This is a genomic window from Shewanella sp. ULN5 (genome assembly GCF_030731885.1).
Lineage (GTDB): Bacteria > Pseudomonadota > Gammaproteobacteria > Enterobacterales > Shewanellaceae > Shewanella > Shewanella holmiensis.
This window is the reverse complement of the sequence record NZ_JAPJEE010000020.1, coordinates 19,140-44,903: the sequence shown is the minus strand read 5'-3', so window position 1 is coordinate 44,903 and position 25,764 is coordinate 19,140. Positions and strand designations below refer to the sequence as shown.

19 protein-coding genes are annotated in these 25,764 nt (G+C 41.8%); 16 read left to right on the top strand and 3 right to left on the bottom strand.

All coding sequences use genetic code 11. The annotated features are described in order from the left end of the window. The first annotated feature begins 76 nt into the window (after positions 1-76). The 3 genes from dnaB to ORI98_RS15945 all read left to right on the top strand — a co-directional run bounded on the left by dnaB (position 77) and on the right by ORI98_RS15945 (position 3,948). A complete protein-coding gene (dnaB, locus tag ORI98_RS15955; protein WP_261298805.1) occupies positions 77-1,486 on the top strand; it encodes a replicative DNA helicase in 1,410 nt (469 codons plus the stop codon). Positions 1,487-1,571: 85 nt separating this feature from the next. Further along, positions 1,572-2,663 carry an alanine racemase gene (gene alr, locus ORI98_RS15950; RefSeq protein WP_306135892.1) on the top strand — a complete coding sequence of 364 codons (1,092 nt, stop codon included), beginning with the start codon at positions 1,572-1,574 and terminating at the stop codon, positions 2,661-2,663. Between the two features lie 19 nt (positions 2,664-2,682). Beyond that, entirely contained in the window at positions 2,683-3,948 is a 1,266-nt protein-coding gene (locus tag ORI98_RS15945) for a hypothetical protein (protein ID WP_306135891.1), read from the top strand. A 27-nt stretch (positions 3,949-3,975) separates the two neighbouring features. Here ORI98_RS15945 and ORI98_RS15940 read toward each other — a convergent pair whose 3' ends face one another. Further along, positions 3,976-4,443, bottom strand: coding sequence for a chemotaxis protein CheX (locus tag ORI98_RS15940; protein WP_306135890.1), 468 nt, complete (start codon positions 4,441-4,443; stop codon positions 3,976-3,978). A gap of 243 nt (positions 4,444-4,686) precedes the next feature. Here ORI98_RS15940 and dusA point away from each other — a divergent pair, with 243 nt between their 5' ends. The 3 genes from dusA (at position 4,687) to ORI98_RS15925 (ending at position 6,654) form a co-directional block, all read left to right on the top strand. Next, on the top strand, positions 4,687-5,676 hold the full coding sequence (dusA, locus tag ORI98_RS15935; protein ID WP_306135889.1) for a tRNA dihydrouridine(20/20a) synthase DusA: 990 nt from the start codon (positions 4,687-4,689) through the stop codon (positions 5,674-5,676). 295 nt (positions 5,677-5,971) lie between these two features. Next, entirely contained in the window at positions 5,972-6,280 is a 309-nt protein-coding gene (locus tag ORI98_RS15930) for a hypothetical protein (protein WP_306135888.1), read from the top strand. 173 nt (positions 6,281-6,453) lie between these two features. Next, positions 6,454-6,654 carry a PspC domain-containing protein gene (locus ORI98_RS15925; protein ID WP_261298736.1) on the top strand — a complete coding sequence of 67 codons (201 nt, stop codon included), beginning with the start codon at positions 6,454-6,456 and terminating at the stop codon, positions 6,652-6,654. Positions 6,655-6,743: 89 nt separating this feature from the next. Here ORI98_RS15925 and ORI98_RS15920 read toward each other — a convergent pair whose 3' ends face one another. Continuing rightward, a complete protein-coding gene (locus ORI98_RS15920; protein WP_306135887.1) occupies positions 6,744-7,484 on the bottom strand; it encodes an enoyl-CoA hydratase-related protein in 741 nt (246 codons plus the stop codon). Positions 7,485-7,519: 35 nt separating this feature from the next. Between ORI98_RS15920 and ORI98_RS15915 the strand changes: the two genes are divergently transcribed. From ORI98_RS15915 to ORI98_RS15875, 9 genes are all read left to right on the top strand, one after another. Then, a complete protein-coding gene (locus ORI98_RS15915; RefSeq protein WP_306135886.1) occupies positions 7,520-8,008 on the top strand; it encodes a copper chaperone PCu(A)C in 489 nt (162 codons plus the stop codon). A 12-nt stretch (positions 8,009-8,020) separates the two neighbouring features. After that, positions 8,021-8,992 carry a DUF2333 family protein gene (locus ORI98_RS15910; protein ID WP_306135885.1) on the top strand — a complete coding sequence of 324 codons (972 nt, stop codon included), beginning with the start codon at positions 8,021-8,023 and terminating at the stop codon, positions 8,990-8,992. A 2-nt stretch (positions 8,993-8,994) separates the two neighbouring features. Next, complete coding sequence (locus tag ORI98_RS15905; RefSeq protein WP_306135884.1) at positions 8,995-9,768, top strand: TIGR04219 family outer membrane beta-barrel protein; 774 nt, start codon at positions 8,995-8,997, stop codon at positions 9,766-9,768. Positions 9,769-10,054: 286 nt separating this feature from the next. Beyond that, positions 10,055-11,086, top strand: coding sequence for a dihydroorotase (pyrC, locus tag ORI98_RS15900; protein WP_306135883.1), 1,032 nt, complete (start codon positions 10,055-10,057; stop codon positions 11,084-11,086). 735 nt (positions 11,087-11,821) lie between these two features. Next, on the top strand, positions 11,822-13,525 hold the full coding sequence (aspT, locus tag ORI98_RS15895) for an aspartate-alanine antiporter (RefSeq protein ID WP_306135882.1): 1,704 nt from the start codon (positions 11,822-11,824) through the stop codon (positions 13,523-13,525). A 92-nt stretch (positions 13,526-13,617) separates the two neighbouring features. Then, on the top strand, positions 13,618-15,228 hold the full coding sequence (locus ORI98_RS15890; RefSeq protein WP_261298729.1) for a bifunctional aspartate transaminase/aspartate 4-decarboxylase: 1,611 nt from the start codon (positions 13,618-13,620) through the stop codon (positions 15,226-15,228). Between the two features lie 336 nt (positions 15,229-15,564). Further along, entirely contained in the window at positions 15,565-16,947 is a 1,383-nt protein-coding gene (locus tag ORI98_RS15885) for a TolC family protein (protein WP_306135881.1), read from the top strand. Between the two features lie 3 nt (positions 16,948-16,950). Beyond that, the gene (locus tag ORI98_RS15880; RefSeq protein WP_306135880.1) at positions 16,951-18,147 is read left to right on the top strand and encodes an efflux RND transporter periplasmic adaptor subunit; all 1,197 of its coding nucleotides are present in this window, start codon (positions 16,951-16,953) and stop codon (positions 18,145-18,147) included. Continuing rightward, the gene (locus ORI98_RS15875; RefSeq protein WP_261298726.1) at positions 18,144-21,269 is read left to right on the top strand and encodes an efflux RND transporter permease subunit; all 3,126 of its coding nucleotides are present in this window, start codon (positions 18,144-18,146) and stop codon (positions 21,267-21,269) included. Before ORI98_RS15880 ends, ORI98_RS15875 begins: the two co-directional genes overlap by 4 nt. A 201-nt stretch (positions 21,270-21,470) precedes the next feature. Here ORI98_RS15875 and ORI98_RS15870 read toward each other — a convergent pair whose 3' ends face one another. Further along, complete coding sequence (locus ORI98_RS15870) at positions 21,471-22,310, bottom strand: DUF72 domain-containing protein (protein ID WP_306135879.1); 840 nt, start codon at positions 22,308-22,310, stop codon at positions 21,471-21,473. A gap of 244 nt (positions 22,311-22,554) precedes the next feature. Between ORI98_RS15870 and ORI98_RS15865 the strand changes: the two genes are divergently transcribed. Beyond that, positions 22,555-25,620 (top strand): transglycosylase domain-containing protein, encoded by a 3,066-nt coding sequence (locus ORI98_RS15865; protein ID WP_371931180.1) that lies wholly within the window; start codon positions 22,555-22,557, stop codon positions 25,618-25,620. The last annotated feature ends 144 nt before the right edge of the window (positions 25,621-25,764 follow it).

The window sequence follows — 25,764 nt, the reverse complement described above, 5'->3', positions numbered from 1 at the left end:
GGTAATATTACCCTAGCTAAATTCGACCACGGTGTTATACCATATTTTTTAAAGTCGTTGGAAACTTGGAGTGTCAATGTCGCAACAATCAACCGTATTTAAGGCTAGAAATAGGCAGAAAGATGCCGAAGTCAATGCATTAAAGTTACCCCCTCATTCGATAGAGGCTGAACAGTCTGTATTGGGTGGGCTTATGCTCGATGCGGAAGCCTGGGATCGCGTTGCTGAAGCGGTTGTCGCAGAAGACTTTTATTCACGTTCTCACCGTATGATTTTTCAGGCAATGCAACGCTTAATGGAGCGCGGCCAGCCTATTGATTTGATCACCGTCTCTGAACAGTTAGAAATTGAAGACCAACTTGATGATGCGGGGGGGTTTTCTTATCTCGGTGAAATTGCTAAAAATACTCCCAGTGCCGGTAATATTCTGTCGTACGCTCAAATTGTGCGTGAACGCGCCGTTGTAAGAGACATGATTGGTGTTGCCCACGAAATTGCTGATGCAGGTTATAACCCAGAAGGGCGAGACTCTAGCCAACTGCTAGATCTAGCTGAAAGCAAAGTATTTAAAATTGCTGAATCACGAGCTAATTCAAGTGAAGGTCCTGAAGGGATTAAATCGATTCTTGAAAAAACTGTTGATAGAATTGAGCAGCTATACAATAACCCACATAATGGGGTGACAGGGGTTTCCAGTGGTTTTGCTGATCTTGATAAAATGACCTCTGGATTTCAATCCGGAGATTTAGTGATTGTTGCTGCGCGTCCGTCTATGGGTAAAACTACCTTTGCGATGAACCTGTGTGAACAAGCGGCAATGAATGAAGATAAGCCAGTATTAATCTTCAGTTTAGAGATGCCGTCTGAACAAATTATGATGCGTATGCTGGCCTCGTTAGGCCGGGTTGATCAAACCAAAATTCGTACAGGTCAATTGGATGATGAAGATTGGGCTCGTGTGTCTTCAACCATGGGGATTATGCTTGAACAAGGCAAAATGTACATCGATGATAGCTCTGGTTTGACGCCTACAGAAGTGCGCAGCCGAGCCAGACGTATTGCGCGTGAATACGGCGGTTTATCAATGATCATGATCGATTACTTGCAGCTAATGCAGGTGCCAGCGTTAAAAGACAATCGTACCTTAGAAATTTCAGAAATTTCTCGTTCATTAAAAGCCTTAGCCAAAGAGTTGGAAATCCCCGTTGTGGCATTATCTCAGCTTAACCGTTCTTTGGAGCAACGAGCAGATAAGCGTCCAATTAACTCAGACTTACGTGAGTCGGGCGCGATTGAGCAGGATGCTGACCTCATCATGTTTATTTATCGTGATGAGGTTTATCATGATGATTCTGAAGACAAAGGTACGGCTGAGATCATTATTGGTAAACAGCGTAACGGCCCTATCGGACGAGTTAAATTGGCGTTCCAGGGGCACTTCTCTCGATTTGATAACTATGCTGGGCCGCAATTCGAAGAAGATTAACCCAGTAGTATTGAATTGATAACACCAACAGAATTAACAATGGCTTAGCTTTGCGGCCATTATTTGCTTTTATAAGGCTATATTTTTGAAACCTTTTCCTCGCGCAGAAATCAGTCGTCATGCCTTACAGCAGAATCTTGCCAGATTGCGTGAAATCGCACCTCATAGTCAAATTATGGCGGTAGTCAAAGCTAACGGCTATGGCCATGGTCTATTGAATGTTGCCCAATGTGTTGGCAATTATTCTGGCGGGGCTGATGGTTTTGGGTTAGCACGTTTTGAAGAAGCATTAGAACTGCGAGATGGTGGCGTGAAAGGCCGTTTATTATTGCTTGAAGGTTTTTTCCGCGCCTCTGATTTACCGCTTATTGTGGCGCACGATATTGAAACGGTCGTGCATCACGAATCACAAATTGAAATGTTAGAAAAGTCCAGCTTATCAAAGCCTGTGAAAGTTTGGCTTAAAGTGGATTCAGGCATGCACCGTTTAGGGTTCAGTTTGACACAGTTTACGGATGTTTATCAGCGACTAATGTCTTGCCCATCTGTGGCAAAACCCATTAATTTAATGACCCATTTTGCCTGTGCTGATGAACCGCAAAATCCATTAACTCAAAAGCAAATACAAGCATTCGAAGATCTTATTAAAGGATTAGATGGCGAACGCACCCTAGCCAATTCAGCCGCAACCTTGTTCTGGCCCCATAGCCAAGCCGACTGGATACGACCAGGCATTGCACTTTATGGCGTATCTCCCGTTGTAGGCGATAAAGGGGTCAATCACCAACTTATTCCAGCAATGGAACTGGTATCTAATCTTATTGCAGTTCGCGAGCATAAAGCAGGAGACACCGTGGGTTATGGTGCTTACTGGCAAGCCAAAGAAGATACCTTACTTGGCGTTGTTGCCATAGGGTATGGCGATGGTTATCCGCGTAATGCTCCTGAAGGCACACCAGTATTAATCAACGGGCGAAGAGTGCCAATCGTTGGGCGTGTTTCTATGGACATGTTGACTGTGGATTTAGGCAAAGATGCGACCGATAACGTCGGTGACAGTGTTCAACTTTGGGGGAAAGATCTGGCTGTAGAAGAAGTTGCTGAACATATTGGCACTATAGCTTATGAGTTAGTGACCAAGTTAACGCCAAGAGTTGTGGTTGAACTTTTATCGTAAAGTTTGCGGAGATGAGATAATGAAACACTGCTTGTATAGTGTCGCGCTATTTTGTTTAGTGGTTGTTGATGCCAATGCTAATTCTGTTGTTGAACCGCTAATTGCTTCACAAGCGCAAAGTACTCAGCACACAGATGCCCTAAGCAAAAATAAAGATCCTGACGCCGAATTTATTGCGCTACCGTTTATTTTCTCTACCGAAACCTTAAGCACTGCAATGGGCGGCGCGGCAGTGATAAAGCATGCTGGCCAGCCTCAAGCCGCAGCGCTTGGGATAGGTTTATACAGTAGTAATGACAGTTGGATAGGTTTTTTAGGGCTATATAATTATCAAATTCCCACCATTGAGCAGTGGCTTTTTTCATTTGAAAGCTATCAAGGCCATTACGAACAGGGCATTTATTTCTTAGATGCTAATGAAACCTCTAATAATCAAACGGAGAAAATCATTTCTGAAGGGGATGAAGGATTTAGCCGTTTACACTTTAAATATATTTTGCCTATTGCAACGGGGGCAAATGGGGCAAAACAGTCTCTGTTAGATCGTCGCGATGATATTAGCTGGAATCCGTTAGCATCCGGTGTCAGTAGCATTAAAATCACGCCTTACACCCAACACCGAAAGTTAGCAGTCAATGATCAGCTTGCTGATAAGGCTCGAGGGGTTGAACTGAAGTTTGAGTGGGATAATCGTGATGCGCAAAATGATAGTAAAGATGGTGGAAAAACCAGCGTTAAAATAAAGCATGGTTTAGCCATCGATGACGACCCTCACTGGACATTGTGGGAGTTTGAGCAAAGTCTTTTTTATGATATTGGCGGCAATGGTTGGTTTGATGAACAAGTGCTTGCTGCAAATGTGTTTGTTGCTGACACTCCCACCTGGAACGACTATGAAAATTCTACCCAAGATTACCGTCGTCCTCCCAGTTTTGCAGGAGTGTATTTAGGTGGATATGACCGTTCAAGAGGTTATTCGTCTAAATCATTTACAGGTAGAAGCGCTGTAAACTATGCGCTTGAATACCGCATAAAACCCCAATGGCAACCACTACAAAATTGGCCAATTTTTAATTTGTACCATATTCCATGGTGGCAATGGGTGATGTTTGCTGAGGTAGGTAAAGTGAGTGATGAATTTGATGTCCAGGCATTACATACAGATATGCATCATACCTTTGGTGCTGGTGTGCGTTTTGAAGTCGAAAACATCGTGATCAGAACTGAATTTGCCGTTGGATCAGTTGAAAGTGAATTTTGGGTGATGGTGAATCAGCCATTTTAGCTGTGGCTGATTTATATAAAATAAACGTTAAATGTCTTCAAAACAGATTTCGATGAAGGCCATCCCGTTTGGATGGGTAAATGGCATTAAAATCTTCTTTCCTTTGGATTTATGCGAGATCGTGTGGTTTTTACCTGACACCACAACAGGTGTTGCCATGTCAAAATCATAACCCTTGTCACTGAGTAAATTTTTGGCGCCACCAGTCACCATATTGGTGATTTCACCGACTAAATCGGTAATTTCCTCATTGATACTATTAGGCTTTTCACCCAGCATTTTATGCATAATTTCTAAAATGAGAGGTGCTTCAAAGGTAATCGATAATGAACCTTTGGTTTTCGGACCGACCATGCCAATTAAACCTGACACATCACCCTTTGCTATATCGTGATTTTTTAGCTGCGGCTTACCCGGTTTTAAATCCATCGTGGCCATGGTTGATATTACGTTAACTAAAGACACAAGAAAGGGGTTAATAAATTCAACGTTCATAAAAGACTACTTCCTTATGGGAAAATGCAATGGTGTAATAAAGAGGCATAAGAATAATCACTGTATCACTAAGTTATAGTCTAGAACACCCTAAGGGATTTGGGTATCTGAACCCAAGGCTTACATGATATAATTTTAAACAAGCATCAAATGCTTTTTTACATGTGTCATTTTTAATGGCGATTGAGTTATATCATTCGCAGTTAAATCGGATTTTCGCTTCAGCAATAATGTTTGGTTTTTATGACTTCTACTGCAAAACTTGATCGCACTTTTTCCATCGCACCTATGCTTGATTGGACCGATCGCCACTATCGTTATTTCGCACGCCTTATGTCTGCTAATACCTTGTTGTATACCGAGATGGTGACAACGGGGGCTATTATTTATGGTAGTGGGGACTATTTAGCCTACAACGAAGAAGAGCATCCGCTGGCATTGCAATTAGGTGGTTCGAATCCTAAAGATTTGGCTCATTGTGCTAAGTTGGCAGCCGATCGTGGTTACGATGAAGTCAATATTAATGTGGGGTGCCCTTCTGATCGAGTTCAAAATGGTCGTTTTGGTGCATGCTTAATGGGTGAGCCTGAATTAGTGGCAGAAAGTGTTGATGCGATGAAGCAGGTGGCAGATATTCCCATAACGGTGAAAACGCGCATTGGGATTGATGAGCAAGACAGTTATGAGTTTCTAACCCGTTTTGTTGATGTGGTGAGCGACAAAGGCTGTACTGATTTTACAATTCATGCCCGTAAAGCCTGGTTACAGGGACTTAGCCCGAAAGAAAATCGCGAGATCCCGCCATTAGATTATGATCGCGTGTATCAATTAAAACGGGATTATCCTCATTTAAATATCAGCATCAACGGCGGCGTGACCAGTCTTGAGCAGGCAAAAGCACATCTACAGCATGTTGATGGGGTGATGGTTGGTCGCGAGGCTTATCACAACCCTTATATTTTAAGCCAAGTTGATCAGTTACTTTGTCACAGTGACAAACCTCAATTAAGCCGTGAAGAAGTGATTGAATTAATGCTGCCTTATATTGAGCGGCATATTCAACAAGGTGGGCGCTTGAATCATGTGACTCGCCACATGATAGGGTTATTTCAGGGGTTACCGGGTTCAAGAAGTTGGCGCCGTTATTTAAGCGAAAACGCGCACAAAACAGGTGCTGGAATTGAAGTTGTTCGAGGTGCTATTGCATTGATGAATGAGAACGCACCTACCTAACAGTCATTCTTAGGCATCATTAACTCTGAATTAAGCGCTCCTTTGAGCGCTTTTTTTGTTGCAAATTTATGTTGGTCTAATTGACTAACTTTGGTAGTGAACTTTACTAACTGTTCGTTTTTTATTCTTTATAGTAATTATTTAAAAAGTGACTTCTTGAATGATCATGTTTTATTTTATTTATTAATCATTGGTTTAACTGTTTATTTGAAAGTTGGCACAAGGTTTGTAATACCTATGTTGTCCCGCAATGAAAAAGGTTTTCATTGCAAACTAAACAGAAAAGGAAGCCATCATGTTTAATTCAAATTCTAAAATTCGTTTAAATCGTGTTGCAGGTGCAGCCGTTGTCGCCGTAATGATGTCAGCAAGCAGCTTTGCAGCACAAGCAAATGACGCAATGGTGCAAGATACCCTAAACGTACTAGAGCAAAACATCTCACAAGCCAGCCAAGATTTATTTATATCAGCTAAACAAGAGTTTGTGTTGTCGTTGAGAACTCAAATTGCAGAACAAATTTTTGATGTTAATACCGATAGCCAAGAAAAACTGTTAGCCAGTGATGATGCAGAGCAATCAGTTACCACTGCGAGCCAAAAGTAATGATGTTTGTTGATCCTCTTGGAATGGTGACGCCATTATTAGCAATCTTATTGCTACCACTAATGAGCTTTGTATGTTGCGCCGTCATCGCCAACTTGCTCACAAAACTGCGCATCACCCCGAGTAACTCAACTGATAATGTTTAATTTTTGAATAAGAGATTAAGGAATACAATGGAAAAACTAGTAGAGAAACTCATCGATAAGCCTAAAATTGTTTCTGGAGTTTGTCATTATTTCGCGAAACAATTTGGCTGGTCGGTGATGTGGGTTCGAGTCATCAGTGCGCTGATTTTATTGGCTAATCCCGTTGTCACACTTATTGCGTATTTGGTGTTATCTGTTTTACTGGATAAAAAATCTACCCATTATTAAGTGCTCTTTCATTCAAACAATCCCTTGAATGGAAGAGCAGTGGCAGGCAGTAATACAAGCCACTGCGAATTGCGTTGTTGTACAAATGGTTAAGATGATTTATTTAGAAACGCTTGGAACAGCTTTTTTGATTCATCACTTTTTAATCGCTGTCCAAAATGCACTAGTTCAAGCTGCATTTGTTGTTTAACTTGTTGTTGGTTGTAGCGCAGCAATTGACGAGATGCTTGCAGTGATTCTGGTGGTTGGCTAGCTAATCTTCTAGCTTTAGTGAGTGCAAATTCAATCACGTCGGATTCCACAACCTGATTGATAATATTTAATTCACAGGCCGTTGCAGCATTAAATGCATCACCTAATAAAATGAGTTCAGCCGCTTTTTGTTGGCCTACGATTAACGGTAACAATAAGCTCGACGCCGCTTCAGGCACTAATGCCAGATTGACAAAAGGCATTTGAAACTTAGCACTATTATCGGCATACACTAGATCGCAGTGTAGTAATAAGGTCGTGCCAATACCCACAGCAGCACCAGATACGGCTGCAACTAATGGCTTTTTTAAATCAACAAGACAGAATAGAAACTTAACCGTTGGGTGATCTTCATTTAAGTCGCCACTTTGTAAAAAATCTGCGATATCATTACCAGCGGTGAAGCAATTTCCTTCACCATGTAGCATAAAGGCACGAATCTCGTTGTTGCTATCGCCCTCGATAAGGTATTCTGTGAGTTGTTGATACATCTCTAGATTAAAAGCATTACGCTTGTCTGGACGATTAAAGCTGATGATACGAACACCTTGTTCATCACGCATTTTTATAAGACTCATTCGTTGTTTCCTTTGTGAACGCGAGCAGGGATTAAATGGAGTTTAAGACATTGAAAATAATATTCAAACACTTGTTTAGTTTTTTAGTGCTAACATCAGTATCATTAACAGCCAGTGCCAACGTTATTTTAGTCGATGGTCATGTGCGTGCAATGCCGGCATCAGTACCAAATACCGCGGCATACTTAACTTTAGAAAACCATGGTGACGATGCGGTAAATTTAATTGCCGTGAAAACGCCGGCAGCAAAAGAAGCACAGTTACACACTATAGTTGATGAAAATGGCATGGTAAAAATGCGCCAGGTAGAAAGTTTTCCAATCACTTCCCATGGTGCTTTAGCGTTAAAACCCTCGGGAGATCACATTATGATCTTAGGGCTAAATAAGCCATTGTCTGAAAACGATAAGGTTGTATTAACATTGATATTTGATAATGACCAGCAATTACAGGTTGAATTGCCTGTATTGAAAAATGCTGACTCATCGCATCAAGATCATAGCGAACATCATCACCATCATTAAGGAATCGTATTGATGCAGTTTACAAGGAATAAAGTATTTTCTGTCGCCGCTGTCGCAGGCTTAATTGGCTACGCTGTTAGTGTGTGGTGGAGTATTGAGCCCAGTCCAATTGAACCAGAAGCATTGCAAAATGAGCAGGGGAAATTGATTGTCGGTTATGCGACAACGCAATCATTGATTGTCACCATGGAAACCTTACTGGATAAACCGGGTGGTTGGTTATCAAATGATATGATGCCGCCTTCAGTCTTGATGGACAACATGCCTGCGTTCGAATTTGGTGCGCTAGAGCAAACACGTGATTTAGCATTGGTCATGCGTAAAGAGTTCAGTCGTTCACAGTCGCAGTCCGCGGCTGATAAAGATTTATCTGCGGCACATTCAAAGCTTAATATTGAACACACTAGTTGGTTGGTGCCAAGTGCTGAAAGTGAGTACACTGATGCGATAAAGTTAGTCAAGCTTTACCAAGCAAGAATTAGCGATACTGGTAACCCATCAGCCCAGTTTTATGCCCGAGCGGATAACCTGAATGAATGGTTAAAAGAAGTGCAAAAACGCTTAGGGAGTATTTCGCAACGCTTATCTGCCAGTGTAGGGCAAGACCGATTAAACACCGATTTAGCTGGTGATACATCGGCTCGTCAATCTACCCCTTCAGCCATGAGCGATGAGATAAAAACTAGCTGGTGGAAAATTGATGATATATTCTATGAAAGCCGTGGTTCAGCATGGGCTTTACTAAACTTTATGCGCGCAGTAGAAGTTGATTTTGCTGATGTGTTAGAAAAGAAAAATGCTGAAGTTAGCTTAAGACAGATTATTCGAGAGCTAGAAGCCACTCAGGAAACAGTGTGGAGCCCTATGGTATTGAATGGTGATGGCTTTGGTTTAGTCGCAAACCATTCACTTGTCATGGCTAATTATATTTCGCGTGCAAACGCAGCAGTAATTGATTTAACTAATTTACTTTCACAGGGATAAAAATGAACAAAACTCTTGTAGCAACAGCCTTATTTGGTCTGTTAAGTGTTTCTTCAGCGCAAGCTGCAACTGTTATGGGTTTTAAAGTCGGTGGTGATATTTGGAACACAGATGCATCGGGTACTTTTAATGCTGACAGTAATGCAGGTAATGCCACAGGTCCTGCTCAAAATTATGACTATGGTTCTAAAACACAGGGCAGTGTGTGGTTGGCTATTGAGCATCCAATTCCACTTGTACCGAACATAAAGATCCGTGAAAATCGTTTAGAAGCTTCAGGTTCAAAAGATAGCAGTGGCTTTTACTACAATCAGGTTAACTTTACTGGTGCTTCAACTGTTTATAACGACCTAAGTAATACGGATTTTGTACTGTATTACGAGATTTTAGACAATGATTTAGTTGCGCTAGATTTAGGTGCAGCTTATAAGCAAATGCACGGTTCACTTCGTGTTGACGGTTTTACAGGTAGTGGGTTAACCCGTACCGCGACCCAACGCGATATCGACAGTGGTGTGGTGATGGCATACGGTAGTGCGCAAGTGGGCGTGCCGGGCTTAGGGCTTTTTGCATTTGCCGATGTGATGCTAGGTGTAGATGAGAGCGGCGTACATGATTACAGTGCTGGTCTTGGTTGGCAGTTTGATGGTGTTGCATTAGATACGCTAGTTCGTGTCGGATACCGTGACTTCAACTTTGATGTCAATGGCTTCTCTAATACAACCCAAGATATGCAGTTCAAGGGTGCTTTTGCCGGTGTTGAATTGATATTTTAATGTTGTAAATTGATTTTCAAAGGGCACTTATCACAGGTGCCCTTTTTGTTAGCTGCAAATCCGCGCAGCAGTATGTTGAATGCAAACCGTGAATAAAGCGGGATTATGGTATCGGCAAATGAGTATTTATTTGCCATAGCAAAGTCAGCGTTCAAATTACGCATCTATTAAGCCAAGTTGTTTTCAGGCACAATAACGGCAAATTTGGCACACATCTTCCTCGCTCATTTATCTAGCCCACTTTGATGGTTAAACCTGAAATGAGCGGCACTAATTAGGACTCATTATGACGCAAATTACGATCACAACCCCTGATGACTGGCATTTACATTTTCGTGATGGCGATATGCTGCAAGAAACTGTGCCAGCAACAGCGCGACTATTTCAACGCGCGATTGTGATGCCAAACCTTGTGCCACCCGTTACTACCGCTCAAATGGCGGTAGATTACCGTGAGCGTATTCTGACCGCGCGTCCTCAGGGAAGCAGCTTTCAGCCTCTTATGACCTTATTTTTAACCAACAACACCACAGCACAAGACATTATTGATGCCAAAGCCGTCGGTGTTGTGGCTGCTAAGTTATATCCTGCGGGCGCAACCACTAACTCCGATGCAGCGGTTAAAGCATTGGATGCACTGTTTCCCATTTTTGAAGTGATGGCCGAACAGGGCATGTTGTTGTTGGTTCATGGTGAAGTTACCGAATCGCACATTGATATTTTTGATCGTGAAAAGTTGTTTATTGATCGTTATCTAGCACGTATTGTCGAAACCTTGCCTCAGCTTAAAGTGGTGTTCGAACACATCACCACTAAAGAGGCCGCTGAATTTGTTGCCGCTGCGTCAGCCAATGTAGCCGCAACGATTACGCCTCAACATTTATTATTAAACCGTAACGATTTGTTAGTTGGTGGCGTTCGTCCGCACAACTTCTGCTTACCGGTTTTAAAACGTAATATTCATCAGCAGGCATTACAAGCCGCAGTGGCAACGGGTTCAAGTAAGTTTTTCTTAGGTACAGACTCAGCGCCGCATGAAAAACACCGTAAAGAATCAGCTTGTGGTTGCGCAGGGTGTTACAGCGCCTGGAGTGCATTAGAGCTATATGCGCAAGTGTTTGATAACTTAGGTGCGTTAGATAAGTTAGAAGGTTTTGCTAGCTTACATGGTGCAGATTTTTATGGGTTACCACGTAACACAGGAACCGTCACCTTAGTGAAAGAAACCTGGACAGTACCAGAAGAAATCATTTTACCTAATGGTAACCCAATTGTGCCATTTTTTGCAGGCCAACAAGTTAATTGGAAAGTGAAGTAAATCGGTATCATAACAATAGCTCTCCAGTTTTGGGTTAGCTGTTTTTAAGTGAGCCTTGAGATAGCATTGTTGAATACTGTCGCGAAACCGCAGCGTTGAAATAACTATTTTGAAATAGCTGTTATCAAACCACTTTATCAATCGTTAATGTTTCAACGTTATATGAAAAACCAGCATCATTGCTGGTTTTTTTGTTTATTATTCACACGTTATTCGTGCAATTAGCGAAAATCACGATTTAAGTCGCTAATGCTGCGCTGTCAATCTCAACCTTTTTGATGAATTTGAAGCGGTATTTTCTGATGCTTCCCCACCTTTTACCTAAGCCGTAAGTTTCATATTGGTGATAAAACATCAGTATATTTTCTGAGTTTATTGGCACCATTTTTTACATAATCATCATTTTGATTGTTTTTTAAAGTTTTTTTATTTGTACATCACTTAAATCTCAAATTAACAATATTAAAATTACTTATCATTCAGTAGCTTATTTGTTATGTGTTTGATGTGTTTGATGTGTTTGATGTGTTTGAATGGTTCAGTCCATCAAATGCGATTCATTTAAACATTCCTCCGACGATATTATCGCTTCCAAGGCAAAGAGAGACATTTGGGTAATACCGGCGTCACAGTGTTCTGGTAGCTTGATGTGGTTTCTCACCTGTATCTATAAACCAGCGATGTTCCTTTAAAACATCGTCCCTAATTTAGTTAACAATGAAGGCAGCATTGATTATGAGTACTATCAGCAATCTTTTTGCTATTTCGCCCTACATTGCACTGTTTATTACACTCGCACTGGGGTACCTAGTCGGTAAAATAACCATAGGGCGTTTTGTCCTTGGTGGTATTGCCGGAACCTTATTGATGGGTGTGTTGATCGGTCAATTTGGTGTGCAAATAGACCCTGGTGTCAAAACCATATTTTTCGCTTTATTTATCTACGCCGTAGGTTATCAAGGCGGCCCACAGTTCTTCGGGGCATTAAACTTTAAAACGATTAATATTCTGCTTTCAGCAGTGGTGATGACAGTTACAGGCTTAATTACTGTACTAGTTGCAGCCAAGTTATTTGATTTAGACAGCGGAACAGCAGCCGGTCTTGCGGCGGGTGGCTTAACTCAATCAGCCATTATTGGTACTGCTGGTGATGCGATATCTCAATTAGGTGGCATGACCGAAGAAGCTAAAAGCTTGATGCAAACTAATGTTGCAGTAGGTTATGCAGTAACATACATCTTTGGTTCGTTAGGCCCAATTTTAATGGTGTCATGGTTAATTCCATCATTCATGAAGTGGGATATCCGTGAAGAAGCACTCAAGCTAGCTGAAAAAATGTCTGACGGTAAGCCTGAGCTGGCGCCAGGTGAATTTAATGCGATGACAGATCTTGTGTCACGTGCTTATAAAATTCCAACAGACAGTCAATTAATTGGTCAAGATATTCAAACTGTAAACGGTGATCTGCTTGATACCGCTATCGAAATGATTTCACGTGATGGTCAAAACATTGAAATTGATAAATCAGTGGTGATAAAAGCGGGTGACATCTTAGTGGTAACCGGTCTTCGCCAAGCTATCGCTGGACACATAGAGTCAGCCAAGCATGAAGTGGCATTACCACGTGGCACCGTATTAATTGAAGAAAATCGTCAACTTGTTGCTAATGACAAGCAATTAATTGGTAAAACACTTGCACAGATTAAAGCTGAAACTAACGTGGATACCTTACGTGGTGTGTATGTTACCGACGTGATCCGTGGTGGTAACTCGCAAAATATTTCAGCCGATTTTATCGTCCATAAAAATGACATTATTCAAGTTACGGGCTCTGCAAAAGATATTAACCGTATCGAAAAAAGCATTGGTAAGCGTTTAGTTTCATTATTTTCAACTGACTACGTACTGTTTGGTTTAGGTATGGTAGGTGGCTTATTGATTGGTCTGATTAACTTTGAAATAGCCGGTATTCCAGTCACGATTGGTTCAGGTGCAGGTTGTTTGGTTTCAGGTCTGTTCGTCGGTTGGTTACGTAGCCGTAAACCTAATATGGCAACACTGCCATTAGGGGCTTCTAACTTCTTACGTGATTTTGGTTTAGCCGTATTCGTCGGGGTGGTGGGACTACAAGCAGGACCTCAGGCAATCGATATGGTTAAAGAAAACGGTTTAACCTTATTGTTCCTAGGTGTCGCGGTAACCATTATTCCACAAATCGTTTCGTTCTTTATTTCGTATTACGTATTAAAGATTAAAAACCCGATTGAAGCGCTCGCTTGTGTTGCGGGAGGCCGTAGTGCTAACCCAGGCTTTGCAGCCCTACTTGAAAAAGCAGGTAATGCGACACCAGTATTTGCTTTCACGGTCACTTACGCCATCGCCAATGTATTACTCACCCTTTGGGGTCCAATCATTGTCGGCATTATTTCAACCCAATAATTACCCTAGATAGTCGATGAGAGTGACGTCTCCTCTTATCGATTATCACCCCCCAAATTCACCCTTTTAAATTGATAAATAGGTAAAATATTATGACTACATCAAACACCCAAGCGTTACCAACAATTGATTTCACTAAATTCGCTAACTTAAGCCCATTTGAGTTAAAAGATAAATTGATTGAAGTGGCTAAAGCCGTTCCAGATCGTATTTTATTAGATGCGGGTCGTGGTAACCCAAATTTCTTAGCGACCTTACCGCGCAAAGCATTCTTACGTTTAGGCGATTTTGCTATCGAAGAGTCAGAGCGCAGCTACTCATACTTAAACGAAGGTTTTGGTGGTATTCCTGATGGTGTTGGCGTTGTAGAACGTTTTGACACTTTTGCAAAAGAAAACCTAAACAGAGATGGCGTTAAGTTTTTACAAAAAGCAATTAGCTATGCTAATGACCGTTTAGGCATCGATAAGCAAGCTTTTTTACACGAATTTGTAAACGCGTTTTTAGCCTGTAACTACCCAGTTCCTTCACGTATGTTAACCAACATTGAAAAAGTGGTTAAGCAGTACATAGGGGAAGAAATGTATGGTCCAATGCCAATGACAACAGACTTTGACCTGTTCGCTACTGAAGGTGGCACAGCATCAATGGCTTATACATTTGCATCAATGTTTAACAATGGTTTACTTAAAAAAGGTGACAAAGTGGCGTTAGTGACGCCAATCTTTACGCCTTATTTGGAAATTCCAGAGCTTGTTGAATATGAGCTAGAAATTGTTGAATTACGCTTAGATGAAAAAACATGGCAGTTACCCCAATCTGAAATTGAAAAATTAGCAGATACCGGGATCAAACTATTGTGTGTGGTTAACCCTGCAAACCCTGCATCGGTTAAATTTTCAAACGATACGCTAGACCGTTTAACCGACTTTGTTAACACACAGCGCAAAGACTTGTTCATCATTACAGATGATGTTTATGGCACATTTGCAGACAACTTTATTTCGCTATTTGCCAAATTGCCATACAACACCTTATGTGTGTATTCATTCTCAAAATACTTTGGTGCAACAGGTTGGCGTTTAGGTACTATTGGTATTCATTATGAAAACGTATTTGATGATGCAATGCGCGCGTTACCAGAAGCACATCAATTACAGTTAGATAACCGTTATAAAACGCTAACGCCAGAACCACGAGACATTAAGTTTATTGACCGTATCGTTGCCGATAGCCGTGCTGTAGCCCTAAACCACACAGCAGGTTTAGCATTACCACAACAGGTGCAAATGGCATTATTTTCATTAAGTTGTTTAATGGATTTAGAAGATAACTACAAAGCGGCCTGTAAACGTATTATTCGTGAACGTTACACAACCTTGTATAAAAACATGGGCGTTGAAATTGAAGAAAACGAAGACCGTGTTGATTACTATACCTTACTCGAGTTAGACACATTAGGTGGCAAACTTTACGGTGAAGAGTTTGTACAATGGTTTAAAGACAACAACAAAGGTAAAGACTTCCTCTTTGTGTTAGCACACAAAACCGGGGTGATTTTACTTCCTGGTAAAGGGTTTGATGTTGTTCACTCTTCAGTACGGGTATCACTAGCCAACTTAACTCACCATGATTATGAGCTAATTGGTCGTGAAACAAGAGCCGTGCTTGATGCTTATTATGCAGAGTATCAAGCTCGCTAGTCGAATTAAGCCTTAGCGAGTGAAGCCGTTCATCCACTAAACAAAAAACGCCAACATCATGTTGGCGTTTTTTTGTCTGTAAAAAAGCTGACAAACAATACCCAGTGTACAAGCGTCAAAACGTTAATACGGTTCGGTGCTGTAGTGCAACCCTCTACCCCAATAATCAACTCCCACCATTAACGCTAAAAATCGACACACTGGGCAGGACTTATGTAAAACTATGCAAAGTTAGATCATAGCGGTATTAATTAAATAGTGATCTATTTAGAATCAAATACGTAACAATTTCACTCCATTAAGTCATTAATAAAAATAAAAATGGATTTACCGTTAATGAACAGACATTTTAACCTTCTGGCTGTTACAACTGCCTTAGTTTTCTTAATGGCTTGCAGTAGCGCTTCATATGTGGATGACCCTTTGGTTAAGCCACAACTTCCTCTGTCTTGGCATACCGATGCTAAGTCACTTAAAGACAATCAAACTTGGGTTACGCCAATTGCAACAGAGCAGTTGTTTGAGCTGATCAGTATTGGGCTAAATCGCAACCAGCAATTGATCCAGCTTGCGTTAGACGTTGAAGTCAAAAAGCAACAGCGCAATATCAGTGACTCAAACTTTTGGCCCGAGTTAAGCCTTGCCGCCAATAGTCGTAGAAGTGGTGATAATGACACTCAGTCAACCATCAACAATCTGAGTTTAGATCTCAGCTATGAATTAGACATCTGGGGCAAGTTATCTGATAGTGCCAGAGCATCAAAATTAAATTTATTGACCGCGCAGGCTAACTATCAACAAGCAAGAGATTCATTGGTTGCCGATGTGATTATCGCCTACTACAAAGTGGTAACATCGCAAGAGTTAGTTAAGCTTTTTGAACGCCGAACTGAGAACGCTCAACTGAATTTTGAGATTATAGAATCGGGCTATCTACAAGGGCTAAATACCGCGCTTGATGTATATTTAACTCAAAATGAATTCCACAGTGAAAATTCAAATCTTTTGTCACAGCGCAGCCAACTTAATAAAGACATAAGAACTTTAGAACGTTTGTTAGGTGGTTATCCAGCAGGGGCGTTAGTGATTGATGCCGCACTGCCTTTATTGCCTCAGGGGATTAAAATTGGCGTGCCCAGTGAGTTAGTTAAACGTAAACCTCAACTACAAGCGGCTTGGTATCAGCTGTTGGCACAAGATGCTTTGGTCGCTTATACACAAAAACAACGCTACCCATCATTACGGTTGGGAGGCGATATCAGCAGTGTTAGCAGTGACATTGGTAACCTATTAAATGGGGATTATAGCTCTTGGTCGGTGTTTGCTGGAATTACGGCACCCATTTTTAATGCTGGCCGGTTAAAGTCACAAACTGAACAACAAAAACTGATCCTCAAACAACAAGAACAGCAGTACTTAAGTACACTATTTAGTGCTTTTGAAGTGGTTGAAAATAACCTCGATCTCGATGCCAGTCTGCAGCAACAATATCGTGCTACGTTAAAAGCCCAAGATAATGCGCTTCAAGCTGAAACCTTATCGTTTGAGCAATACCAAAGTGGATTGGTCAGTTACACCACGGTATTGGATGCTCAGAATCGTGCATTTGTGGCTCAAAGCTCCGTCATTAGCTTAAAAAACCAAATTATTGCCAACCGAATCGGCTTACACCTTGCGTTGGGTGGCGATCTTGATGCCAGTGTTACAGAAGAAGAATAAAATATGATGAATAAGAAATACCTTATCCCAGTCGGTATTATTGTCTTGGCTATTGTGATCATTGCACTTATCACTGCAAATCCACCCACCTCAAAGCGTGGAAAACCAATGGCTGTTGCGGCCATGACGGTTGAGACTCAAGTGCTTAACCCCCAAGATTATCAAGTTCAGGTGGGCAGTTTCGGGGTGGTAAAGCCACGAACGCAAAGCTCGTTAGTGACTCAGGCTTCTGGGCAAATCCTCTCTATTAGCCCTAATTTTCGTGAAGGTGGCTTTTTCGAAAAAGGTGAGGTGTTAGTTCAGCTTGATGACAGAGACTATCAAGCGGAAGTTAAAATTGCTGAAGCGGGATTACTACTGGCTAGACAACAATTACTAGAAGAGCAGGCGCGAACTAATCAAGCTTTGGCTGATTGGCAACGTCTTAGCAACGGCCGAGAACCCACTTCACTTGTGTTACGTGAACCGCAATTAGCGGCAGCAAGAGCTGCTATGCTATCTAACCAAGCGAAACTTGAAAAAGCCAACTTAGCATTAGAGCGAACTAAAATCGTAGCACCTTTTTCGGGACGTATTTTAGAAAAGCATGTTGATATTGGTCGAGTCGTGACAACCAATGGGCAATTGGCAATTATCTATGCCACCGACTATGTCGAAATTCGTTTACCTATAAACAATAGTGATTTATCGCTAGTGGAACTGCCTGAGCAAGGTAAGTCTGAAGTGGCTACTGTCACCTTTGAATCAGACTTAATCGGGATCCAGAATTGGAAAGGACAGTTAATTCGCACCGAAGGTGCCATAGATAGCAGTTCACAACAACTTTATGTGGTTGCGCAAATTGACGAACCTTTTAATTATCAAAGTAATCAACCTATTCCGTTAAAAATAGGCCAATATCTGACCGCAAATATAGCCGGTAAAAAATTAGATCAAGTGTTAGTTATTCCTACGAAAGCGATATATCAAGGCACCTATGTTTACGTGGTTAACGATGGCAAGTTATTACGTAAAGAGGTCACCACTCTCTGGCAAAATAGCCAAGATGCAGTCATTAAGACCGGTTTAAACCGTGGTGATGAGCTGGTTATTACCACTCTAGGGTTAGTGAGTTCAGGTACACCTGTGACGATATTAGCAAAGACAAAACCCGGTGATTCACCTGCAAAAGCAACCACTAACCAGGAGCCACTAAGATGATTGCTTGGTTTACTAAAAACCATGTCGCAGCCAACCTATTAATGTTGCTGCTGTTGGTATTAGGTTTAGGCTCCCTTTCAACGCGTATTCCACTTGAAGTCTTTCCCACGGTTGAGTCTGAAATGGTGTCCGTAGGAATATCGCTTCGTGGCGCTACGCCTGAAGATGTTGAAAAAGGGGTTACGATTCGTGTTGAAGAGGCGGTGCAAGATCTTGAAGGGATTAAAAAAATCACTTCTAATTCTTCAGAATCATCATCTCAAGTGTTTATTGAGGTTGAAAGCGGTTACGACCCTCGTGAAATGTTGGCAGACATAAAAAGTCGTGTTGATGCCATTAACACCTTTCCTGTTGATGCTGAAAAACCCGTTGTTGCCCTAGCCCAGCGTAAGCGTGAAGTCATAGCCGTAACGGTTACAGGAAAATATAGTGAAAAAGAGACCAGACAATTTGCCGAAGTTGTACGTGATGAGCTGCTTCGCCTTGATGGGGTAACACAGTTAGATTTAAGTGGTGTGCGTGACTATGAGGTCTCGCTAGATTTATCACAAAACAAATTGCGCCAATACAATTTAACCTTAGCAGAAGTCTCCCGTGCCATTAATGCTTCAAGTACTGATATTTCTGCGGGTAATTTAAAAACCCAAGGTGGTGATATTTTATTGCGCTCCAAAGGCCAAGCATACTACAAGGATGAATTTGCTAATATTGCCATCAAAACAGCAGCTGATGGCACCATTATTCGGCTAGGAGATATAGCCAATGTGGTTGATGGCTTTGAAGAAACACCTGTCAGAACTCGCTTTAACGGCCAGCAAGCCGCTTTTATTGATGTTTATCGTATTGGCCAGCAAAGCGCGATCGATGTTGCCGATAAGGTCAAAAACTACATTGATTCGCGTCAGGCAACACTACCTGAAGGCTATGGATTAAGTTATTGGGATGATGATTCTGAAATTGTAAAGAACCGCATTGCAACCTTAACTAGCAGTGCACTGCAGGGCGGAATATTAGTACTCTTGCTATTGACGCTATTTTTACGGCCGTCAATCGCATTTTGGGTGTTTATTGGTATTCCGGTATCCTTTATGGGCGCTTTTATCTTTATGCCCTTTTTTGGTGTATCGCTCAATGTAATCAGTCTTTTTGGATTTATCTTAGTGTTGGGGATTGTGGTCGATGATGCGATTGTCACTGGCGAGAATATCTACACTCACCTTAAAACGGCTGAAAATGGTGAGCAAGCAGCGATATTAGGCACACAAGAGGTTGCCGCGCCGGTGACCTTTGGCATTCTCACAACGGTAACGGCATTCTTACCTATGCTGTTTATTGAAGGCACACGCGGTGCGATATTTGGGCAAATTGCTATCGTGGTGATCCCCGTATTATTGTTTTCACTCATTGAATCTAAGTTCGTACTTCCCGCTCATCTTAAAAATATTAAATTGCGTCATGAGAAGGAAAACTACAACAAACTAGAACAACTACAACAACAATTTGCTGATGGTTTCGAGCGGGCGATTATTCAGTTTTATCAACCCATTTTACGTATCGCATTAAAGCATAAAGCCGCAACCTTGAGTTTGTTTATCAGTGTGTTATTCATCATCGCGGCTTTATTAGCAACCGGATGGACTAAGTTTACTTTCTTCCCGCGCATCCCTAGTGAAACAGTGCGACTAGACTTGACCATGCCAGCAGGCACCCCCTTTGAAGTGATCAATGCTCATATCATTAGCATTGCTGCCAAAGCTGAATTTTTACAAGAAAAGTATACCGATGAGGACACGGGTGAAAGTGTCATCATTAATATTTTGGCCACCACAGGTGGCCGCGGCGGTATATCCAATGCGGGTGAAGTGCGGTTTGAAATAACACCAGCAGAGAAAAGAAAGTCAGACATTACCTCTCGGCAATTATTGAGCGAATGGCGTCGCAGTGTTGGCGAAATTCCTGGGGCAGAATCTGTCACTTACCGTGCTGAAATTGGACGTAGTTCTGATCCTATCGACATACAACTCAATGCTAACTCTCTGGATACGCTTAGTGAAGTTGCAGATAAAGTGAAAGAGCACTTAAAAACCTATCCGACGGTGTTTGATATTTCAGATAGCCTGTCTAATGGTAAAGAAGAGCTGTTAATCGAACTAACGGAACAGGGAAAAGCGCTAGGGTTAACTCGTCAAGAGGTTTCCAGCCAAGTAAGAAGCTATTATTTTGGTTCAGAGGTGCAGAGGATCCAGCGTGGACGTGATGATGTTCGAGTTATGGTGCGTTTACCGCTTAACGAACGCCAGTCATTGGACGACCTTAAAAAGGTGTTGATCACTACGAGTCAGGGAATGCAGGTGCCGCTAGGCCATGTGGCGACAATGACTTCAGGAAAAAGCCCATCAAGTATTCGGCGTATTGATCGATATCGAGTGTTAAATGTGACTGCAGACGTCGATAAAGAAAATACCAATATGACGGTACTTCAAGCGGATCTGAAGGATTACCTTGATAATTTAATGGTGCAATATCCAGGTGTTAGACATTCGCTAGAAGGAGAAGCTCGCGAGCAAAGTGATAGTTTTGGCTCGTTACAATGGGGCTTGGTATTTGTTTTATTTATGATCTACAGCCTATTGGCGATACCTTTTAAATCTTACATTCAGCCACTTATAGTGATGAGTGTGATCCCATTTGGTTTAATTGGTGCCGTCATAGGCCACTGGTTTATGGGCTCACCTTTAACCATATTCAGTATATTGGGAATGCTGGCTTTAGTTGGGGTTGTGGTTAACGACTCACTGGTGCTGGTAGATTTTATTAATAAAAAACGCGCAGAGGGCATGGATTTAGTGCAAGCCGTGTTAACCGCAGGAGCCAAACGATTTAGGCCTGTAATGCTGACCAGTTTAACCACCTTTATGGGGCTAATGCCGCTGCTTTTAGAACAATCGACCCAAGCACAGTTTTTAATCCCCATGGCGATATCATTGGGCTTTGGGATTATCTTTGCCACTTTTATCACCTTGATATTAGTGCCTGTTAACTATTTGGTGGTTGAACGTCTAAAAGGTAATAAAGTCAACCAAGCCCTTTTTGATCAACAATATACTGATAGCTTTAGTTAACTAGCCGAGTTATCAAATAGATTAAATGTTTTATTAAGCCAGTAGGTATCCCCAACTGGCTTTTTTATCCATTTAATTTGGGCTTCGCATGATTAAACTTAGAAGTCGCTCATTAATGATAAATCGCAATGGATTGCTTAACTAAAGCGTTAAGTGTCCGAAGTTTTTTCAGGCGCTAACCTAATATAGGTTTGAGTGGGTTTAGAATAACAAGTCTAACTGATCAGCCTGATTGGGCGCTGGGTCGATTAAATTGATTGTGGGTAAATCGCTTAAGGTGTCTATTAGCATGTCATTTAAGCGTGCGGCTAATTCTGGGGCGTACACATTATCAGGGGTATGGATAAAGACATAAGGCTGTTTACCTTCAGTAATCCACAGGGCCAGTTTATTACACCATTTTTGAAAAAATGCACTATTAACATCTTCATCTAATTGGCCAATAAAACGCACCACAGGCTGATTTGCTGTGGCAATGGGATGCACAGGTACCTTAGGCTTTTTTTGTTGAACATCAATTAACACAGGGTTGTTAGGAACGGCGGCAAATAGTGGACGGCTATCCATAATAATGCGATTACATTGATGTTCGAACAGTAAACGATTGAGTGCTTTTTCCGCTTCGCCTTTGCTAAAAAATGCCCGATGACGTACTTCCACACCAAACTGCATATTGGCTGGTAGTTGTTGTAAAAACGTCGCTAAAGTGGGAAGTGCATTTGGGCCAAACGTTGCTGGTAGCTGAATTTTCCAAATGGCGGTTTTTTCAATTAATGGCGCCATGACATTAAAAAAATGGCTTAAATCTGCTTGGGCATTTTGCAGTTGTAAATCATGGGTGATTTGTTTGGGTAATTTAAAGGTGAACTTAAATGTATCTGGCACAGCATCACGCCAAGTCATTGCTGTAGCAAGTTTAGGTAAAGCATAAAATGTAGTATTGCCCTCCACGGTATTAAATATTTGTGAATATTGGGCTAACCGCGCTGAGATGGGCGCATCGCCGTAAAGGCTTTGTTTCCACTGTGTTTGAGACCACATGGCTAAGCCTAATCTTAGCAAAGGTTCACACTTCATTGGCTGTTACCTATTAACTTATCTTAGTAAAATGGACATTTATGGTCTTTTGGGGCCATAAACCGATAAAAAGACACTTCTTAGTGATTACCCATCTATCTCAACACTATCGCTATCTGATAAAATGCAGTGGCAATTTTGTGTTATATTCAAATTGCGGATGCATTGCTGGCATGTTGTCAGTGTTTTGGTTTTCAATGGAGTGATTGTGTCAGATCCAAATCTAGATATGAAGTTTGATAATTATCGGCCTCAATCTTCTCAACAAAAGCAAAAAGCCAAATCTAGCCGTAGAGGTAAACTGCTGTTTATCTTTCTTCTCATTAGCTTATTAGTGGCGGTGGGTGTTTTTGTTTCCTTTGAAGTTAAAACCTCTCACTATCAATCTAAATTAGTTAACCATTACGGTACACAGTTGACTTATCAGGTGGTGCCTTTTGCTAGCGATAAAGTGATTTATCCGCAGTATGGGCCATTTGATATTCGTCATGGCTACACTAAGTTACCCCAGTATATAGATAAATTGGTTAAAAATGGCTTCATTATTGAACAGCAAGCCAGCTTTTCGCCCATGTTGATGGACTACACCCGCTATGGCTTTTTCCCGCCATACCATGAAAAAGCCCAATCAGGTTTAATCATTAAAGACTGTCGTGATGAGAATGTATTTGATGCACTGTATCCAAGCAGAGCGTATCAAGATAGTGATCTTATCCCCAGCGAAGTCACTAATACCTTATTATTTATTGAAAACCGTGAGCTATGGAATCCTGAGCCTAACCACAACCCCGTGATCGACTGGCCACGATTTGTGGTTGCCAGCATTAAGCAAATTGCCGAAAAAGTTGGCGTTAATATGTCAAAAGCGGGTGGCAGTACATTGGCGACCCAGATTGAAAAATTCCGTCATTCTGAGTTTGGTTTAACCTCCAGTATTGAAGACAAGTTACTGCAAATTGGCTCGGCGATGGTGCGCGTGTATCAGCAAGGTGAGAACACCTTGGCAGCAAGGCAGCGGATTGTTCAAGACTACTTAAACACAGTGCCGTTATCTTCAGCGCCAGGCTTTGGCGAAGTTCATGGTATTGGTGATGGTTTATGGGCTTGGTTTAAAACCGATTTTAATCGAGCAAATCAGTTATTAATGTCGCCGCATAATCCTAAAACCGCTGATGAACGTGGCCAGGTTTTTAGGCAAATTGTGGCATTAATGATTGCCCAGCGTCGCCCCTCTTACTACCTATTACAGGGGCACGATGATTTAGAAAAACTGGTTGATAGCCACCTACGTTTACTGGTGAGTTATGCACTAATCGACCCGCAATTGATGAACTCGGCGATGCAACAAAAGCTCAAGTTTGACCGCCGTAAAGGTGTGCCAGACAAGCCGAATAACAAAGGGGTGAATGCAGTGCGGATAAGAACCGCAGGCATGTTATCAAGCAACTTATTTGATTTAGACCGCCTAGATTTAACCGTGCAATCAACTTTCCATGGTGATTTACAGCAGCAAGTGGGTGATTACTTACGTGGCCTAGGCACTCAGGAGAATGCCCAGAAAGTTGGATTGTTAGGTGAGCGATTACTTACCCCAGATCAACTGCCTAACGTGTTGTATAGCTTTACGTTATTTGAAAAAGATCGCGGTGTGAATCGGGTGAGGGTGCAAACCGACAGCACCGACCAACCTTTTGATATTAATGAAGGCAGTAAGCTTGAATTAGGGTCAACCGCCAAGTTAAGGGTGTTAGCTACTTACCTTGATATTGTGGCTGAGCTGCAACAGCGTTTTGCAGATAAAACTGTGGCCGATTTATACCGTATAGATGTAGAACCTAAAGACAAAATTACTCGTTGGGTGGTCGATTATCTCATTGAAACCCGTGACAGAAACTTAACCCGTATGTTAGATGCTGCATTACAACGAAAGTACTCGGCATCGGTTGATGAGCGTTTCTTTACCGGCGGTGGTTTGCATGCGTTTAACAACTTTCAAAAGAAAGAAAATACTCGCAACCCCACGTTATATGAAGCCTTACAAGACTCAGTAAACTTGCCGTTTGTGCGCCTGATGCAAGACATAGTTAACTACAGTAGCAGTTATAACAGCGAAGGTAGTATGGCGCAGTTACTGCGAAATGATAAAGATCCGCGCCGTGAAGAATACTTAAAAGCCTTTGCCAAACGTGAAGGCAGCACTTTTGTCCGCCGTTTTTATCGCAAATATCAAAATTTAGCCCCACAGGCCAGATTAGAGACTTTCTTTAATGGTGTGCAAGCGTCTGAACATCGCTTATCGGCTACTTATCGATACTTACAACCCTATAAAAGTACCGAGGATTTAAAGCAGTTTTTGCGCGAAAGAATGCCTGAAAAACCGCAAACTGATAAGCAGATCAATAGCCTATACAATAAATATGGCCAAGATAAATTCAATTTGGCCGATCAGGGCTTTATTGCGCGGGTGCATCCATTAGAATTATGGGTTTTAAGCTATTTAAATGATTACCCTGATGCCAAGTTAACCCAGGTGTTAGAAGACAGTCAGGCAACACTGCTTGAAGTTTATCGCTGGTTATTCCGCACTCGTCATCAAAATGCCCGTGATCAACGGATTAAAGTGATGTTAGAGGTAGAAGCATTTTTAAGTATCCATCAGCGCTGGCAACGAATGGGGTATCCATTTGATTTTATCGTGCCTTCACTCGGTTCTGCATTAGGCAGCTCTGGCGATCGCCCGGCGGCACTTGCCGAGTTAATGGGTATTATTCAAAACGATGGTGTGCGAGCCCCAACCATGCGCATTGAAAAATTGCACTTTGCCCAAGACACCCCGTATGAAGTGAAGTTTGCTAATGACATTAAACAGCCGATTCAAGCCTTGCGCCCTGAAGTGGCAATGGCGTTAAAAAATGCTCTCGCCAATGTGGTTGAAAAGGGCACTGCAAGACGCTTAAAAGACAGCATTATCAATGCAGAGGGTCATATTGTACGCTTAGGAGGTAAAACGGGCACAGGTGATAACCGTATTGCTACTGAAATACGCAATGGCCGCAAAGTGTCATCTACCGCGATGAACCGCACCGCAACCTTCGTGTTTTACTTAGGTGATAACTACTTTGGTACCTTAACCGCCTTCGTACCGGGATCCAAAGCAGATGATTTCAGTTTTACTTCAGCATTACCTTTGCAAGTGCTTAAGGGCATGTTGCCAATACTGACACCGCAATTGTTCGCTACTCAACCTTTATGTTTAGTCGATGAACCTGAGTAAACATGCTAACAACCATTGAGTGAATTTGGGCTTAGATTGCTTAGCTACAATTCACTTAAGCTTAACCAGCCGTTATGGGTGATGAGTAAAAAGCCCATTGTGCAATTTGTGTCGATAGCAACTGTCAGATAATAACAAGCTAGC